At 72.1% G+C, this 18,450-nt stretch carries 11 protein-coding genes; 10 read left to right on the top strand and 1 reads right to left on the bottom strand.

From position 1 onward, the window contains the following. Window position 1 precedes the first annotated feature (1 nt). The 8 genes from MXD64_RS10160 to MXD64_RS10125 all read left to right on the top strand — a co-directional run bounded on the left by MXD64_RS10160 (window position 2) and on the right by MXD64_RS10125 (window position 15,887). Complete coding sequence (locus tag MXD64_RS10160; RefSeq protein WP_017885739.1) at window positions 2-823, top strand: PP2C family protein-serine/threonine phosphatase; 822 nt, start codon at window positions 2-4, stop codon at window positions 821-823. Window positions 824-954: 131 nt separating this feature from the next. Further along, the gene (locus tag MXD64_RS10155) at window positions 955-2,370 is read left to right on the top strand and encodes a serine/threonine-protein kinase (protein WP_263136379.1); all 1,416 of its coding nucleotides are present in this window, start codon (window positions 955-957) and stop codon (window positions 2,368-2,370) included. Next, window positions 2,367-8,228 carry an Ig-like domain-containing protein gene (locus MXD64_RS10150; protein WP_263136378.1) on the top strand — a complete coding sequence of 1,954 codons (5,862 nt, stop codon included), beginning with the start codon at window positions 2,367-2,369 and terminating at the stop codon, window positions 8,226-8,228. The genes MXD64_RS10155 and MXD64_RS10150 overlap by 4 nt, the downstream gene beginning before the upstream one ends. A gap of 61 nt (window positions 8,229-8,289) precedes the next feature. Further along, a complete protein-coding gene (locus MXD64_RS10145; RefSeq protein ID WP_027465773.1) occupies window positions 8,290-9,261 on the top strand; it encodes an AAA family ATPase in 972 nt (323 codons plus the stop codon). Between the two features lie 98 nt (window positions 9,262-9,359). Further along, window positions 9,360-10,673 (top strand): DUF58 domain-containing protein, encoded by a 1,314-nt coding sequence (locus MXD64_RS10140; protein WP_056069134.1) that lies wholly within the window; start codon window positions 9,360-9,362, stop codon window positions 10,671-10,673. Then, window positions 10,670-13,147 carry a DUF3488 domain-containing protein gene (locus tag MXD64_RS10135; RefSeq protein ID WP_263136377.1) on the top strand — a complete coding sequence of 826 codons (2,478 nt, stop codon included), beginning with the start codon at window positions 10,670-10,672 and terminating at the stop codon, window positions 13,145-13,147. The genes MXD64_RS10140 and MXD64_RS10135 overlap by 4 nt, the downstream gene beginning before the upstream one ends. Then, the gene (locus MXD64_RS10130; protein WP_411512246.1) at window positions 13,144-15,069 is read left to right on the top strand and encodes a zinc-ribbon domain-containing protein; all 1,926 of its coding nucleotides are present in this window, start codon (window positions 13,144-13,146) and stop codon (window positions 15,067-15,069) included. Before MXD64_RS10135 ends, MXD64_RS10130 begins: the two co-directional genes overlap by 4 nt. 65 nt (window positions 15,070-15,134) lie before the next feature. Continuing rightward, window positions 15,135-15,887: a hypothetical protein gene (locus MXD64_RS10125; RefSeq protein WP_263136375.1), complete on the top strand. Its 753-nt coding sequence runs from the start codon at window positions 15,135-15,137 to the stop codon at window positions 15,885-15,887. Window positions 15,888-15,934: 47 nt separating this feature from the next. Here the strand turns inward: MXD64_RS10125 and MXD64_RS10120 are convergent, their stop codons facing one another. Further along, a complete protein-coding gene (locus MXD64_RS10120; protein ID WP_159558007.1) occupies window positions 15,935-16,927 on the bottom strand; it encodes an asparaginase in 993 nt (330 codons plus the stop codon). Window positions 16,928-16,961: 34 nt separating this feature from the next. On the opposite strand from MXD64_RS10120, the gene MXD64_RS10115 reads away from it, so the two are divergent. Continuing rightward, window positions 16,962-17,471 (top strand): OsmC family protein, encoded by a 510-nt coding sequence (locus tag MXD64_RS10115; RefSeq protein WP_017885731.1) that lies wholly within the window; start codon window positions 16,962-16,964, stop codon window positions 17,469-17,471. A 6-nt stretch (window positions 17,472-17,477) separates the two neighbouring features. Then, entirely contained in the window at window positions 17,478-18,449 is a 972-nt protein-coding gene (locus tag MXD64_RS10110) for an FKBP-type peptidyl-prolyl cis-trans isomerase (protein ID WP_071251714.1), read from the top strand. The last annotated feature ends 1 nt before the right edge of the window (window position 18,450 follow it).

The raw sequence follows: 18,450 nt of genomic DNA, 5'->3' as shown, positions 1-18,450 counted from the left end.
CGTGACCGAACTCGGCCGAGCAGCCACTGCGCACGCCATCGACGTCCCCGGTGCCGACGGCGCCACCCTGACGCTCTCGTGGGGAGCCGCGACCGACGTCGGTCGACGGCGTGACCACAACGAGGACAGCTACATCGTCGGTGCGCCGTTCTTCGTCGTCGCCGACGGCATGGGCGGGCACCTGGCAGGCGACCGCGCCAGCGACGCGGTCGTGCGTCGGCTCGAACAGGTCACCGCGGAACCGTTCACCACGCGGCAGGGCATCCAGCGTGCCCTGCTCCTGGCGACGGCCGACATCGAGCGTGCAGCCGGCGGCAACGCCATCGGCGCAGGTACCACGGTCACCGGGATCGCACTCGTGGCGTCGCTCGGGCAGCCCGCGGCGCTCGTGTTCAACGTCGGCGACTCGCGTACCTACCGCATCGAGGACGGCGTGCTCCGTCGCGTCACCGTCGACCACTCGGTGGTGCAGGAGATGGTGGACGCCGGCCTGTTGCGGGCCGAGGACGCCGAACAGCACCCCGACAGCAACGTCATCACGCGAGCCGTCGGCTTCGGTGAGCCGCCGGCGCCGGACTGGTGGACCCTGCCCCTGCGGGCCGGTGACCGCTACATCGTCTGCTCGGACGGGCTGACCAAGGAGCTCGGCGACGCCGGCATCGCCCGGATCGCCGCACGCGAGCCGGGCGCGCAGGACCTGGCGGAGCGCCTGGTCGGCGACGCCGTCGTGGCCGGGGGCCGGGACAACGTCACCGTGGTGGTGCTGCAGGTCGACGCCGCACCGGACGACGGTGACCTCGAGGACACGCTGCCGCGGCACTAGCTGGCCCCCGAACTGGGGGAACACGTCGACCGGTGGGGGACCGACGTGCGGAATGTCGGTCACCCACGCTTCGTACAATGACATGGCCACGTCGAGAGAGCTGGCCGCTCGGCCGGGGGGAGGAGAGGACCATGGCGAGACGCCTGCCGTCCAACCCGCCCGTGATCGGCGGTTTCAGTCCCGTGCACGTCCTCGGGTCCGGTGGCTTCGCCGACGTCTTCCTCTACGAGCAGGACATGCCCCGGCGCCAGGTCGCGGTCAAGGTGCTGCTGGACGAGGTCGTCGACGACCGTGTCCGGCAGATGTTCCAGGCCGAGGCGAACCTGATGGCACGGCTGAGCACGCACCCGTCGATCCTCACCGTCCTGCAGGCGAGCGTCGCGGCGGACGGTCGCCCGTACCTCGTGATGGAGCTCTGCTCGTCGTCGCTCAGCGAGCGGTACCGTCGCGAACCGATCCCGGTCTCCGAGGTGCTGTCGATCGGCATCCGCATCGGATCCGCCCTCGAGACCGCACACCGCGAGGGCGTGCTGCACCGCGACATCAAGCCGTCGAACATCCTGCTGACCGCCTACGGCAACCCCGTGCTCTCCGACTTCGGCATCGCCGCGACCATCGGCGGCACCGACCCGGACGAGCCGATCGGCATGTCGATCCCGTGGTCGGCCCCCGAGGTCCTGATCGACGAGTCGCGCGGCACTATCCAGTCCGAGGTGTACTCGCTCGCTGCCACCGTCTACTCGCTCCTGGCGGGGCGCAGCCCGTTCGAGGTCCGTGGCGGCAAGAACGGTGCGAACGACCTGATGCACCGGATCGACAAGGGCGGGGTGAAGCCCACCGGACGCACCGACGTGCCGCCCTCGCTCGAGCGACTGCTCGCCTCGGCACTGTCGCGCAAGCCGCAGGGGCGCCCGGCGTCGGTGATCGAGCTCGTGCGCGGGTTCCAGCAGGTCGAGGCCGAGCTCGGCATCCCGCAGACGTCCGCCGACGTCGCGGTCGAGGCCTGGGCGATCTCCACACCGACCCCACACGGCGACCGCACGATGATCCGTGAGCTGCAGCCGCCGACCCGTGTCGGTGGCCGCCGCCGGACCCGACGCGCCGTGCAGGGCGGTGTCGTGGCCGGCGGCGGCCACAGCGTCGGCACGGTGCACCGCACCGGTTCCGTGACGCGGAGCCGCCGCCGGAGCCGTTCGACCCTGGTCTGGGCGACCTCCCTCACCGTCGTCGTGGTCGCCGCCCTCGCCGTCGCCACGGTCGTCGTCGTCGTCGGACGACTCGGCGCCGGGGCGATCCCCGTCGTCGCCGAACTCCGTGCCGAGACGTCCCCGCAGTCGGTGTCGTTCAGCTGGACCGACCCGGGCCTGCGCAGCGGCGACACCTACGTCATCTCGTCGAACGGCTCCTCGAGCCAGCAGACCGGCACGACCTTCGTCGTCTCCGGTGACCGGGGCGACGAGGAGTGCATCGCCGTCGCGGTGAACCGGGACGGCAAGACGGGCGCTGCGAGTGCGCAGAAGTGCGCGACGATCGGGAGCGCCGGGTGATCCGCGCCCTCCTCGCGAAGCACCGCTCCGCCGCGGTGACGACGGGCGTCTCGGTGCTCGTCGCCGCCGTCGTCGCGACCACCGCCATCGTGTCCACCGGGTACCACACGCAGCGCGTCGACCTCGGGGACGGCACCGTGTGGGTGCCCTCTGCCGAGTACGGCGCCGTCGGACGGGCGAACACCGGCATCCTGCAGCTCAACACCGCGGTCGAGACGGCCAGCGACGACCTCTCGGTGCTGCAGCGTGGATCCACCGTCTACAGCGTCGACGAGACGAAGGGCACCGTCGCACAGGTCAACGTCGCCGACGCCACCGTCGGTGACGCCATCACCCTGCCGGCGGGGACGCCACATGTCTTCTTCGCCGGTGACACCGCGGTCATCGGCAATGCCGACACGGGCGAGCTCTGGGCCACACCCGCGAGCGACCTCGCCGAGTTCGACGCGTCGGCCAAGGCCGACCTGACCCTCGGCGCCGACACCGTCTTCGACGCCTCCGACGGGCACGTCGCGGTCTACTCCGCGAAGACCGGGACGGCATCGCTCGTCGACGTCGGCACGACACTCACCGTCGACCAACGGTGGAAGGTCAAGATGGACCGCGGCGACGACTTCCAGGTCGCGACGTTCGACGGGCACCTCGCCGTGCTCGACCGCACGAGCGGTGCCCTGTCGGTCGACGGCCGCACCGTCGAGCTCGGTGACCGGGTGGGCTCGTCGCCGGCGCTGCAGCGTTCGTCGGACACGACGGCCCAGGTGACCGTCGCCGGCACAGCGGGCCTGGTCCGGGTCAGCGCCTCCGGTGCCGTGGACGCCACCGCGCTCCAGGTCTCCGGACGCGCCGCCCGGCCCTACGTCGACGGATCGTGCACCTACGCGGCATGGGCGGGCGGACAGGCGATCGACACCTGCGACGGCAACGCGCTGCAGCGGCTGGCGAGCACCGGCGGCACGAGCGAACTGCAGATCCTGCACAACGGCGACACCGTCGTCGCCAACGACCCGGCGAGCGGCCGTTCCTGGGCCATCGACCGGAGCGGTCAGCTCATCGACAACTGGGCCGACCTGATCAAGCGGGACGACCAGCAGCAACGGGAGCAGGTCTCCGACGACGACCCCGAGGTCGACAAGGACCAGAAGCCGCCGGTCGCGGTCGACGACGAACTGGGCGCTCGTCCGGGACGCACCACGAGCCTCCCGGTCCTGCTCAACGACTACGACCCGAACGGTGACCCGATCATCGTGAGCAAGGTCGGCACCATCTCGAAGTCCGCCGGCCGCGTCGCGATCGTCGGCGACGGTCAACGCCTCCAGGTGACGCTGTCGTCGCGCGCCACCGGAACCGTGACGTTCCCGTACACGATCACCGACGGCAACGGCGGCTCCGACACCGCGACCGTCCGGGTCACCGTCCGCCCCGACAGCCAGAACGAAGCACCGCGGCAGGTGCGCGACACCTCTGCCGACGTCGTCCAGAACGGGCACGTCGTGACGAACGTCCTCGGCGACTGGGTCGACCCGGACGGCGACCCGGTGTACCTGGAGTCGGCCACGGCGTCGAACGGCGACCGGGTGTCCACCACGCCCGACGGTCTGCTCGACTTCCGGAACGACAGCGGTCGGACCGGCGAACGGTCCGTGCAGCTGGTCGTGAGCGACGGCCGCGCGGACGGCCGGGGCGCCGTGACGGTCCGGGTGGCCAAGCAGGGCACCGTCCCGCTGCGTGCCGATCCGTTCCCCGTGTCCGGCTACGCGGGCAAGGCGTTCACGGTCGAGCCGCTCGACCACGTGCGGGGCGGCAACGGCACCGTGACGCTGACGAGTGTGTCCTCGGCGTCCGGCCTCACCGTCACCCCGAGCTACGACGCCGGCACGTTCCGCGTGCAGGGTGAACGGGCGGGCGACCACCAGCTCGAGTACACGGTGACCGACGGCGTGAAGACGTCGAGCGGCATCGTCCGTGTGACCGTCCTCGCGCCACCGGACGCGTCGACGGCGCCGATCACCACGCCGAAGACGGTGTTCGTCAACACCCTGTCCTCGAAGGACACCGACGTCACCGCGACCGACATCGACCCGGCGGGCGGCGTGCTGCTCGTGACGGCGCTCGACGGCCCCGGACGCGGCAGCGGCGTGCAGGCGAGCATCCTCGACCAGCACACGGTCCGGGTCACCCTCACGGCACCGCTCGACGGACCGGTCTCGTTCGGGTACACCGAGACCAACGGCCTGGCGTCGTCCCCTGGCACGATCACCGTCGTCGAGATCCCGAAGCCCGACCGCATCCAGCCACCGGTCGCCCAACCGGACAGCTCCACGGTGCGTGTCGGCGACGTCGCGAACATCGACGTGCTCGACAACGACACCCAGCCAGAAGGCGAGCCGCTGACGCTGCAGCCCGAGCTGGTGCAGAACGTGCCGGGCGACGGCGGGCTGCTGTTCGTCTCCGGTGACCACCTGCGGTACCTCGCCCCGAAGACGCCGGGCAACTACACCGCCGTCTACCGGGTCGCCGGGCCCGACGGCCAGTACGCCGACGCCGCCGTGTCGATCTCGGTGCGCGAGCGCGACGCCGCCACGAACAACCCGCCGGTCCCGCAGACCGTCACCGCGCGCGTCGTCGCCGGTTCGTCGGTGCGGGTCAGCGTGCCCCTGAACGGGATCGACCCGGACGGCGACTCCGTCCAGCTCGTCGGCGTGGGTTCCAACCCCGACAAGGGATCGGTCACCGACGTGGCCGCGGACGCCCTGACCTACGAGGCCGGCGACTACTCAGCCGGCACCGACGAGTTCACCTACACCGTGGTGGACGCTCTCGGCGCCCGTGCGAGCGGCACCGTGCGCGTCGGCATCGCGCCGCGCGCCGAGCAGGCGTCGAACCCCGTGGCCGAGGCCGACCACGTCACCATCCGGCCGGGCGGCTCGGTCACGGTGCGCGTCCTGCAGAACGACTCCGACCCCGAGGGTGGGCAGCTCACCGTCGCACAGGCGGAGCCCACGGCAGAGGACGTCACCGCGAAGATCCTCCGCAAGCAGCAGATCCGCGTCACGCCCCCGAAGTCGGCGAAGAGCGGTGACTTCGCGGTCCTGTACACCGTCGCGAACACCAGCGGGGGATCGAGCACGGCCTTCCTCACGGTGACCGTCGACCCGGACGCCCAGCCGCTCCGGCCCGAGGTCGACGACACCACCCTCGACCTGCAGGACATCCTGCACCGGCAGAGCGTGACCGTCGACGTGCTCGACAACGTCTTCTTCGCCGAGGGCACCGCGGCCGACCTGCGGGTCGGCGTCGTCCCCGGCTACGGCGACACGGCGAAGCCCACCGACGACGGCCGCATCACCGTGCGGTTGACCGACGACTCGCAGGTGATCCCGTTCTCGGTCGCTCGGATCGACCATCCGGACATCGTGTCCTACGGTTTCATCAACGTGCCGGGCTTCGACGATGCCCTGCCCCAGATCAACCGCAGCGCGGGCGCGGTCACGGTGAAGAGCGAGGCGACCGTCCGCATCCCGCTGCAGGACTTCGTCGTCACCGCGAACGGCAAGACCGCGAAGATCACCGACCGCGGCACGGTCAAGGCCACCCACGCCAACGGGCAGAGTCTCGTGGTGGACTCGTCGACGCTGCAGTTCACGTCGGCGAAGCTCTACTACGGCAGGGCGTCGATCTCGTTCGAGGTCACCGACGGGTCGTCGGCGAACGGCGGCAAGGGACGCGTCGCCACACTCGTGCTGCCGATCACGGTGACGCCCCGGTCGAACCAGCCGCCGGCGTTCACGGGCTCCTCGGTCGAGATGCAGCCGGGGGAGACCCGCAAGATCGACCTCACGAAGCTGACCGACTACCCGTACCCGAAGGACCTGCCGGAACTCCGGTACTCGATCGTCGGGCGGCCCGCAGCGGGGACGACCGCGTCGATCGCGAAGCAGCAGCTCACGATCTCGGTCGCCGACACCGCGAAGAAGAACACGACGGCGTCCGTCGGGATCGGTGTCGCCGACGACGCCAACGCCGGGCGTGCCGGGACGGTCACCGTCGGTGTCGTCGCCTCCACGCGACCGGTGGTGCAGCCCGGCGCCGACCGATCGGTGACCAAACGCGGGGCGACCACCACCATCGACGTGCTCACGAACGACCAGCCGACCAACCCGTTCCCGGGTGAGCGTCTGCGCGTGGTGAACATCCGCGGACTGTCCGGCGGGCTGCCGAGCGGTGTCACCGTCACCCCGAGCGGTGACCGCACCCGCCTGCAGGTCTCGGTCGCAGCCACAGCGAAGCCCGGCGACGCCCACCTGCAGTACCAGGTGGCGGACGCGACGAACGATCCCGACCGCTACGTCTGGGGCGACGTCACGATCTCGGTGCAGGACGTTCCCGATGCCCCCGGTGCGCCCAGCCGGACCGGCTCCTACGACGGTGGCCAGGCCACCCTCACCTGGTCGACGCCGCAGGGCAACAACTCGCCCATCACCGGCTACCGCGTCGTCGGGACCAACGGTGTCTCGAAGAACTGCGGCACCGCGACGGTGTGCACGCTCACGGGACTCGACCCGAAGGCGTCCTACCGGTTCCAGGTCGTGGCGACCAACGCGATCGGCGACTCGAAGCCCTCGGCCCGCTCGGCCCCGGTGAGCGCGGACTTCGTGCCGGCACCGCCGAAGGGCATCACCGTCACGCCGAGCAAGTCGACGCCGAACCAGCTCGACGTCAAGTGGGGCAAGGTGTCCGCGCCGAACAACGGCAGCGCGGTCGACGACTACATCGTCTCGATCGAGGGCCCGGGCCTGTCGACAACTCGCCACACCGGGACCGCCACGAACACCTCGTTCACCGGTGCGCAGAGTGCTGCCCAGTACAAGGTCACCGTGTCGGCCCGCAACGACGCCGACCGCAACGGCACCGTCGTGCAGTGGAACTCCGCGTCCGCGACCGGCAGCGCTGTCGGGACGCCCGGCAAGCCGACGAACCTGCAGGCGGTCGCCGGAGACCAGGCAGACTCCTCGGGTCGGTCGACCGTGACCGTGACCTGGAGCGCCGGTGATGCCGCGGGCGGCTCGGGGCTCCGCTACGCCGTGTTCCGTTCCGGCAACGTGAACTGCGCTTCGCCTTCCTCGAACTCACTCGGCAGCTCGAGTCCGACGCGCGACTCGGGTGTCGGCGGTGGGTCGACCCGGTACGCGGTGACCGTGACCAACGGCTACTTCTGCAACGTCGAGTACGTCGACGCCGTGACCTACGAACGCCCGTCGGGTACCGGCAGAACCTCGGTTGGCGTCGTGCCGGCTGGCACCAACCTCTGGAACGTGAGCGTCACCGCCCCGTCGCGGCCTGCACATCACTACCAGCTCGAGACCGGCGGACAGCCGATCACGCTCCAGCCTGGTCAGACGTGGACGGGCGTGCCCGGGTCCGGCGCCCGCAACGTCTCAGCACCCCTGACCCTCCGCGCATGCGGCGGCCCAGGGAGCAGCTTCTGCACGTCTGATGCTGACTCCTGGACGGGGAACGCCACCGCGTTCGATGCGAACCTGACGGTGACGACCGCCCAGCAAGGACAGGCGATCGCCGTGACGGGCCCCAGCGGCAGTGGGATCACGGTGCGGTACACCGCGTACTGGTACGCGAGCGACGACGGTGACGGATTCCCCACGACATCGAGCTGGGACGCCGGGCAAACTCCTCCCGAACCACCGTTCTTCGCCAAGTCCGTCAAGGTCCGCGCGTACGTCAGCGCGACGGACGGATCCGGTTCGACCCAGGCCGGCGAAGCGACCGAACCGTTCCCGGTCGCAGCCGCCCCGGAACCTCCGCCAGAGCAACCGGCCCCGGAACCCGCCCCCGGCGGCTGACCACCGCCGCCCCGACCAGCCCTCTGCTGCACCTCCAGCCACGACCGAAGGACCATCCCGCATGAGCATGACCCCGGAGCAGGCCACCTGGTTCGCCGACGTCGCAGGACGCATCGTGACCAACGTCGAGCAGGTGCTCCTCGGGAAGACGTTCGTGATCCGCCTCGCGGTCACGGCGATGCTGAGCGAGGGACACCTGCTCCTCGAGGACGTCCCCGGCACGGGCAAGACGAGCCTGGCCCGGGCGATGGCGCAGAGCGTGCAGGGAACCACGAACCGCATCCAGTTCACCCCCGACCTGCTGCCGGGTGACATCACCGGCATCAGCGTCTACGACCAGCGGACGCAGGAGTTCGACTTCCACCGCGGGCCGGTCTTCGCGAACATCGTGCTCGCCGACGAGATCAACCGTGCCAGCCCGAAGACCCAGTCCGCGCTGCTCGAGGCGATGGAGGAGTCCGCGATCACGGTGGACGGCGTCAACCACCGTCTCGCTGCGCCGTTCATGGTCATCGCGACCCAGAACCCGATCGAGCAGGCCGGCACGTACCGCCTGCCCGAGGCGCAGCTCGACCGCTTCCTGATGAAGACGTCGATCGGCTACCCGGACCACGCCGCGACGGTGAAGATCCTGGAGACCTCGTCGGCTCCCTCGGCGTCGGTCCCGCTGGCGAGCGTCGTGCCCGCCGCGACCATCACCGAGATGGCGGCCCTGGCGCGCACCGTGCACGTCGACGCCGTGATCGCCGACTACGTCGCCCGCCTGGTCGACGCGACCCGCTCGGCGAGCGAGGTCCGACTCGGCGTCAGCGTCCGCGGTGCGATGGGCCTGATCCGCGCGTCCCGCGTCCTCGCGGCGCTGAGCGGCCGGCACTACGTCACCCCGGACGACGTGAAGGCGCTTGCGGTCCCCGTCCTCGCACACCGCCTGGTGCTCGACGCCGAGGCCGAGTTCGACGGCGTCAGCGCACCGAGCGTCATCGCACAGCTGCTGGTGGAGACCCCGCCGCCCGCCGACCGAGTCACGACGTGACGGACCGCCGGTCCGTCTCCACGCGCTCGCGCCGTCCGTCCTCGACGCGGTCGCGTCGTGGCACGACGGCGTACGAGCGCACGGGGACCGTCACCGGCATGACCAACGTCCGGACGCGCATCGTCGGTGACCGCGACGGCGTCGCAGCGGATGCGGTCATCGGGATCGTCCGGCTCTGGGCAACGGCCTGGAGGCTCGTCCTGCGTCTCTGGGGCGAGGTCTCGTCCGTCGTCACCGGGCTCGGGTGGACGGTCGCCGCGCTGACGCTCGTCGCGTTCGTGGCCGGCTACCGGTTCGGCTTGCGGGAGATCGTCGTCGTCGGGTTCGCCGGTGCGGTGCTCGCGGTCGTCGCTGCGGTGGCGCTGATCGGCCGGTCGCGGCTCGCGATCCGGATGCGGTTGCCGCAGCACCGCGTAGCGGTCGGCGACGAGGCCGGTGTGATCGTCACGGCCGAGAACCCCACACGGTTGCCGTCGGTGCCGACGACCGTCGAGGTGCCGGTCGGATCGGGCCTCGTGGACGTGGCGATCCCCGCCATCGGGCCGCAGGGCACGTTCGAGCGGCAGGTTCCCGTCCCCACGCTCCGCCGCGGGGTGCTCGACGTCGGTCCCGTGACCGGGGTCCGCGCCGACCCGGTCGGGCTCGTCCGCCGCGAGGTCGTCTGGACCGCCCGCGAGCAGGTCATCGTGCACCCGCGCACGATCGCGATCCCGTCGACGAGCACGGGCCTGGTGCGCGACCTCGAGGGGCAGGCGACGACCGACCTGTCGCCGTCGGACATCGCCTTCCACGCGATCCGCGAGTACATGCCCGGTGACGACCCCCGCACCATCCACTGGAAGTCGACCGCCAAGTCCGGCGCGCTCATGGTCCGGCAGTTCGAGGACACCCGACGCTCGCACCTCGTGGTCGCGCTCGGCATCGCCCGCGGCGAGTTCGCCGACGACGAGGAGTTCGAGCTCGCGGTGAGCGCCGCGGCGTCGCTCGGTGCCCGGGCGATCCGTGACGGCCGTGAGGTCTCGGTCGTGGTGTCGCAGCGCACCCCGGAGTTCGCCAAGCGCGCCGTCTACGCCGTGCGGACGCTCCCGACCGTGACGCCCACGCGCCTGCTCGACGACTTCGCCTCGGTCGGCCTCGCCGACGCCTGCCTGCCCATCGCCGAGGTCTCGCGGATCGTCGGCAGCGACACCGAGGGCATCTCCGTCGCGTTCCTCGTGGTGGGGTCCACCGTCGGCCTGCCCGCCCTGCGGCTCGCCGCAACCCGGTTCCCCGTCGGGGTGGAGGTCGTCGCGGTGATCTGCGAGCCCGAGGCCCAGCCCCGGTTCCTGCGGGTCGCCGGCCTGACCGTGATGACCATCGGCTACCTGGACGACCTCCGGCACGCCCTGCACCGATCGGCGTCGGCAGCGTGAGCGCCGCACCCGTGACCACCCCGGCACCCTCGGCGGACCGGGCGAGGCGTTCCACGCGACGGTCGGACCGTCGCGATGCCCGACGTCTCGTCCCGTTCCGGCTCGCCGGCGGCACCCTGGCGGTCTGGCTGCTGCTGGCCGTCGCGAGCGCGTCGTGGTGGCCGGTGTACCGCGACTCAGCGATGCTCACCGCGGCGGTCACCGCGATCGTCATCGGGACGGTCGTCGCGCTCCTCGGCACCCTGTTCCGGCTGCCGACGGCCGTCGTGGCGATCGCGACGGTCGCCGCCTTCACGGTGAGCGGTGTCCCCGCCGCCGTGCCGAGTCAGGCCAACGGCCTGCTGCCCACCGGGCGCGGATTCCTCGACCTCTTCGCGGGCGTCGCCCTCGGCTGGAAGCAGCTGGTGACCATCAGCCTGCCCGTGGGGTCGTACGAAGCGTTGCTCGTGCCGTACTTCGTGACGCTGCTCGTCGCCACGGTGACCGCCGTGAGCGTGGCGACCCGCGCCTCCAGGCAGGAACTCGCGAGCATCCCGGCACTCGTGCTCTTCGCGGTGGGCGTGGTCGTCGGGCCGAGCCGGCTCGACACGTCGATCGTGACGGCCGTCGTCCTGGTCGGCATCGCGCTCGTCTGGGCGCTGACGGTGCGGCACGCGCGTCGCGCGGTCGCGGTGGCCACCACCATCGGTTCCCGTGTGCCGGTCGCGCGGTCGATCGTCCGTCCGGCGCTCGTCGGCACGGGGACCATCGTGGCCGCGGCGGTCGTGGCGACCGGTCTCGGCCTGGTCGCTCCGCCGTCCGGGGACCGCACGGTCGCGCGCACCGACGTCGTGAAGCCGTTCGACCCCCGCGACTACGTCAGTCCGCTCAGCGGGTTCCGTGCCTACGAGGAGTCGACGGCATCGGACGCCACCCAGCTCCGGGTGACCGGTCTGCCGAAGGACGGGTTCGTCCGCATCGCGACGCTCGACACGTACGACGGCGTGGTCTACCGTGTCGGCGGGTCCGACGGTTCGGCCGGCTCGGGCACCTTTGAACGGGTGCCGACCGCGGTCGACGTCCGGGGTGTCCGGGGCACCACGGTCGACGTCGGGGTGACCGTCGACGGCTACCGCGGCGTCTGGTTGCCCACCGTCGGCGACCTGGAACGTGTGCAGTTCACCGGGAAGGACGCCGACGACGAGCGCGGCGCGTTCTTCTACAACGGGTCGACCAGCACCGGCGCGGTGGTGGGCGGCGTCGGCGACGGCACCTCCTACGACCTCACCGCGGTGCTGCCCGACCAGCCGACCGAACGGCAGCTCGCCACCGCCCGGCCGGGGAGCGCTGCCGTGCCCACCGCGCGGGACGTCCCCGACGCCGTCCGCGACACCGTGGAGTCGACCACGAAGGACGTGTCGGCGCCCGGGGCGAAGCTCCTCGCCGCGCTGCAGGCGCTGCAGCGGAACGGGTACGTCAGCCACGGTGTCGGTGACGACCGGAAGAGCCGGTCGGGCCACGGCGCCGACCGGGTCCAGGAGCTCCTGACCGCACCCCTGATGATCGGCGACCAGGAGCAGTACGCCGCGGCCGCCGCACTCATGGCGGACGAGATCGGGTTCCGCGCACGGGTCGTGATGGGCTTCACCGCCGGGGGAGACTCTGGCCGGAACGGCACCGCACAGCGCGGGGGGACGACGACCTTCCGCGGGTCCGACGTGACGGCTCGCATCGAGGTGGACACCGCGCAGTGGGGATGGGTGATGCTCAACCCGAACCCCGAGGTGCGCGACATCCCGAACGAGCAGCAGCAGACCCCGCAGCCGGTGACCCGGCCGGAGACCGTCGTGCCGCCGCCTCCGGTGGACCAGCAGGACCAGGACCAGCAGGCGCCTCCGGAGAGTGACCGGAACACGCCGCCGGTGCAGCCGCTCTGGCTCCAGATCCTGCTCGCGGTGCTGCCCTGGGCACTCGGGACCCTCGGCGTGGTCGCACTCGTGCTCCTGCCGTTCGCCGTGATCGTGCTGCTGAAGCGACTGCGACGGCGCCGACGGCGGAACGCCGCCTCGCCGCGGGGCCGCATCGTCGGTGCCTGGGACGAGTACCGTGACCAGCTGCTCGACCGTGGGCATGACGTGCGGCGTTCCGCCACCCGTCGTGAAGCCGTCGTCGGCGCACCCGGCGAGGGCGGTACCGGACTCGCTGCGCTGGCCGACCGCGCGGTGTTCGGACCGAGCGACCCCGACCAGACCACCGCCGACCGCATGTGGTCCGCGACCGACGACGCGATCGGCTCGTTGCGCCGCGACCGCACCCGCCGGGAGCGGTTCCGTACGGCGGTCTCGCTCCGGTCCCTGCGGGGAACGCTGCGGCGTCCGACGGCGCGGGCTCGTCGGGGGACCGGCGGCCAGGGTGCACCGGGGCGCGGCGACTACGATGTCCAGAGGCCGGACGAGCGTCGTGGTCGGCCGAGTGAGGACAGAGGCACCACGTGATCAGATGCGAACACTGCGGATCGATGCTCCCGGACGGGGCGATCTTCTGCGGTGAGTGCGGCCGCGCGGTCACCGCTGCGGCGAGCCGTCGCCCGGTCGCGCCGACCCCCGTCGAGCAGGCACCGCCGCCGCCGTTGCAGCAGCCCGACGCGCACGGCCGACGATCGGACCCCGCCTCCGACGCCTGGTTGCCCGAATCCACGCTCGACCCCGCGACCCGTGCCTGGCTCACCGGTGCCGACCGCCGCGGCGAGGAACCGCCGGCCCCCGTGCCGGTGCAGCGTCCCGATGACCTCGCCCCACGACAGGCGCCCTCGCACGTGCACGGTGCCGGGTCGGGGCTCGACGACTGGTCGGGTGCGGCGGACCGGTCAGCGGCCGAGCCGGTCCTGGACCCCGACGCCTACGCGTCCGACCCGCTCGACGCCGACGACCCCGAGCGGACCCGGATCGCCCCGGCACCCGGTCGACCCGCGACACCCGCGGCGCCGGCGAACGACGCCGATGCGCCCACCGTGCAACAGTCGGTGCCGTCTCCGCCAGCCGCTCCCGTCGCTCCCGTCGCGCCTGTCGCGCCCGAGCCCGCCCTGCCCGTCTGGGCACCGCCAGCCGACTCCGCACCGCCGGCAGCACCCGCCGGTCCGTCCTGGTGGGTGGGCCGGGGCGCACCTGCCGCCGCCGAGGCACCCGCCGAGCCGGTCGTCCCGCCCATGCCGGGAGCACCGTCCGAACCGGTCGCCGAGCAAGACGCTCCGGCTTCCGCGCGTGCGTCCGACGCGCCGGTCGTTTCCGCGCCGGAGCCGGACCACCTGACCGTCGCCGCCTCGGAGACCGCTGCCGATGACGACCAGTCGCCCGTCGTGTCGCCCCCGCAGCCCGGGGACACCGCCGTGGTCGAACCGCTGATCGACCGCCGTCCGCCGCGTCCGGCCCCGCTCGTCACACCGGGCATGCACGAGACGACCATCTGCCACGTCTGCGGCAACCGGCTCGAGCCGGACGACATCTTCTGCGGTGAGTGCGGGGCGGTCCGGCCCGCCGTGACCGCGGCCTTCACCGGCCCGGTCATGCCGTTGCCGATGACCCGGCCCGACTGGGCAGCGGACGACACCGCCGGCACCGAGACGTCCGAGGCGAGCACCGCCACGAACCAGGCAGACGGGCACGACAGCAGTGCGGACGAGCCCGCGGACCCAGACGGGTCTGCCGACGACGCAGCACTCGACGAGCCGGATGACGAGATCCAGGCGGACGACGAGTCCGTCCCCGCCGACGTGGAGCAGTCGAGTCCGAGCGGACGCCCCCGCGGGGCGCACGCTGCACCGGAGACCGAATCGGAGCCACCGCGCGGGGCGCCTTTCGTCGCGGATTCGCCGATCCCACCCGTGCCGGGTTCCGTCGCCGCGCCGTCCTCGGCGCCGTCCACCACGACCACGGGCGCACCGCTCGCTGCGCCCCTGCCCCTGCCCCCGATCCCGGGCGTGACCGGACCGGCGCTGCCCCTGCAACCTGCTGACCGGCCGGACTCGAACGCCGGAGTCGACGACCTCGACGAGGACGTCGACGAGACCCGCATCGTCGCGAAGACCCCGACCCGGGCTCCGTTCGTGCTGCACTTCAGCACGGGTGAGCGACTCGGCGTGCACGGCACCGGGCTTCTCGGTCGACTGCCCCGACCGCAGCCGGGGGAGCGCTACGACGACCTGCTGACCGTGCACGATCCGGGCAAGTCCGTGTCGAAGACCCACCTCGAGCTCGGCCGGGACGGCGATGACCTGTGGGTCTCGGACCGGTTCTCCGGCAACGGCACGGTCGTCCGGCACATCGACGGATCCATCCGCCGCTGCGAGCCCGGTCGCCGGTACCGCGTCGAGCGGGGCGCGCGCGTCGACATCGGTGAGCAGTTCTTCCTGGTGCAGTAGGGCACTTCTCCACAGATCCGCTCCCGGGCCAACGCCGGGCACCCGTTTCCTGGTGCGATGGGGACATGTCCCGGTTCACCGCTCGCTGCGTGGTCGTGGGGGCCGCGGTCGCGCTCGTCGTGGTCGGCGTCCTCGCGCCGCTCAGCGGCGTCGGGCACGGTGTCCTGCTCGGCGCAGGCGCGTGCTGCGCCCTGGTCGACGTGGTGTTCCACCGTTCCGCGTCGGCGCTCCCGGCGGACCGTCCGGTGGTGGTGGTCGCGCCGTCGATCCCCGACCGGGTCGGTGCTCCGGGCACACCTCCTGACACGTCGGAACGCCTCCACGTGCTGCAGCCGCCGGCCCTCGTCCCCGACGCCGATGGTGGGTCACCCACACTCGTCCTCGGACACGGTCCCGGCGATCACGTGGTCCGGGTCGATGCGACGTCACACGTCGCGGTCGTCGGGACCGGGGCACTGGCTCTCGCGGTGTTCCGCGGGCTCGCCGAGCAGCTCCGTGCCGCTGCCGTCCACGACGGGGACGACCTGCGGTGGGCCGCCGCACCCGGACTCCTCGACGCCGGGGGACCGACCACCGACGAGCCCTCGCCGCGCACCCTGCCGCGGGGCACCTCGGTCGCGGTGTGGATGGACGAGGGCGGCCGACCGCTCGGCACCGTGGTGCTCGTGGCCGGGCTCGGATCGGTGCCCCGACACCGGGACGTCACCGTCGAGGTCACGCGGTACGGCTGTTCCGTCCGCCGATCCGACGACCACGACGTCGTCCGGGTCGCCCCGGCGCTCCCGCTGCTCGACCTCGACCCCGTCGGCACCGGCTGAGGAAGCGCGCCGGACGGGGGCGCCGATCGATCAGCGACGACCGAGCATCAGCGCAGTCCGGCGCCCGCGCGCACCGTCCCGACGGGCACACCGCCACCGAGGACCCGCTCACCGGTCGCCTCGAGCACGTCGGCCACCCCGTCGGCCGCGACGAGCCCGTTGCGCTCGAGCAGGGCCAGGGCTGCCAGGGTGCCGGCCCGTTGCGAGCCGTCGAGCACCTTCACCGCGACCGCCGCACCGCCGGGCAACCCCATGACCATGACGCCCTCGGCACCGAACTTCGCGAGCACCTGCAGCCGCTCGATGGTCACCGTGTTCGCACGTCCGACGCCGTCGATCGCCCACGGGTGGGCCAGGACCGCGTCGGTCAGGGCGGCGGAGTCGTCGTCGGCCCGTGCCACGACCCCGGCGAACCCGCGCGCGAGCCCGGTCAGGGTCAGTGGGAACACGGGAGCGCCGCAGCCGTCCGTGCCGACCAGGTCGACGGTCTCGTGCGTGTACTCCTCGACCACGGAACGCACCCGCTGCTGCAACGGGTGCTCCGTGTCCAGGTACGTGGCTTCGTCCCACCCGTTCACCCGGCAGGCGGCGAGCATGCCGGCGTGCTTGCCGGAGCAGTTCATGGCCAGTCGGCGGGGGCCGTCCATCGTGCGGGCGGTCCCGCGGTCGAAGGGCATGTCCGGCGGGCAACCGAGGTCGGCCTCGACGTGGTCGAAGGACTCGAGCATGTGCAGGGCGAGCGCCTGGTGCGCGGCGGTGCCGGCGTGGCTCGCGGTGGTGAGGACGAGCTCCTCGTCGGAGAACAGCGCACCGGCTCGTCGGACCGCCAGCGCCTGGAACGGCTTCATGGTGGAACGCGGGTAGATGCTCGCGGTCACGTCGCCGACGGAGTCGATCACCGTGCCGGTCGCGTCGACGACGACGCCGGCTCCGACGTGTCGGCTCTCGTCGAACCCTGAGCGTTCGAGCACCGCCAACTCGACGGAACCGTCGGCGGTGAGAGGATGGCGATCACTGCGGACTTCGGGGCTCACCGTCATGCCGCCATGCTAGCCAAGGCGAAGGGGCGCACCCGTGCACGACCACTCCTACGAGGTCTCCGTCAGCTGGACCGGCGACCGCGGGACCGGCACCTCCGGGTACCGCGACTACGGCCGCGAACACGTCGTCTCGGCCACCGGCAAGCCCGACGTCCCCGGCTCCGCCGACCCGACGTTCCGCGGGGACCGAGATCGTTGGAACCCCGAGGAGATGGTGGTCGCGGCACTGGCCCAGTGCCACATGCTCAGCTACCTGCACGTCGCGGTCACGAAGGGCTTCACCGTCGTCGACTACCGGGATACCGCGACCGCGTCGCTCCGCCTGAACCGCGACGGGTCGGGCGAGCTGACCGAGGCGACCCTGCACCCGGTGGTCACGATCCTCGAGGCCGACCGGGTGGCGGACGCCGAGGCCGCGCACACCACGGCCAACGAGCTCTGCTTCATCGCGCGGTCGGTGGCGTTCCCGGTGCACCACGAGCCGCAGCTGGTCGTCCGACCTGCGTCATTGGCAGGGGACTCTTCGGCTGGTGGGGCAGACTAGGTTCCCGTGAAGCGTCTCCGCCTGCTCCCGATCGCCATCGTCCCCGCCGTCGTGCTGGGACTCGCCGCCTGCTCCGGCTCCGGTTCGAGCGGGCCCTCGGCCTCGCCGACCCCGTCGGCCAGTGCCACGGCCTCGGCGATCACCTCGTGCCCCGACCCCGGCAAGTCGTCCGACTCGATCAAGGCGACCGGGGCGTTCGGGGGAGCGCAGGCGCCGAGCGTGAAGTTCGCGTCCGGTCTGTCCGCCAAGACCCCGCAGGCCACCCGGCTCGTGCAGGGCAAGGGCGCGTCCCTCGACGAGGGCGACTACGCGCAGGTCTCCTACAGCGTGTACGAGGCGTCCGACGCCAAGAAGCTCGGCACCGTCGGCTTCGACGAGGGCAACCCGCAGGTGCTCTCCGTCGGTGGCAAGGGCTTCGGCGCGCTCCTGGCCTGCTCGAAGGTCGGCGACCGGATCGCCGCGGTCGGACAGTCCTCCGCACTCGGCTTCAACACCGGCGGCGAGATCGTCGTGGTCGCCGACGTCGTCGCGCAGACCCCGACCAAGGCGAACGGCACCCCGCAGGACCAGGACCCGGGACTGCCCACGGTCAAGGACAAGGCTTCCGGTGAGCCGGAGATCACGGTCCCGAAGGGCGTGAAGGCACCCACGAAGACCACGGTCGAGGTGCTGAAGCAGGGCGACGGCGCCGCGATCGCCGACGGCGACACCGCGCTCGTGCAGTACAAGGGCGTCGTCTACGACACCGGCAAGGAGTTCGACTCCTCGTGGTCGAAGGGCGTCCCCACCACCTTCACCGTCTCGGAGAGCGCGCTCATCAAGGGCTTCGTCACCGGGCTCGTCGGCCAGAAGGTCGGCTCGCAGGTGCTCATCGTCGCCACGCCGGAGGACGCCTACGGCGCCAACCCGCGGGAGGGCTCGGGCATCCCGAAGAACGCCACGCTCGTCTTCGTCGTCGACATCCTCGCCAAGGGCTGAC

The organism is Curtobacterium sp. Arg-1 (assembly GCF_025643395.1).
GTDB classification, from domain to species: Bacteria; Actinomycetota; Actinomycetes; order Actinomycetales; family Microbacteriaceae; genus Curtobacterium; species Curtobacterium poinsettiae.
The sequence above is the reverse complement of the archived record's forward strand: the minus strand, read 5'-3'. Positions and strand labels throughout refer to the sequence as shown.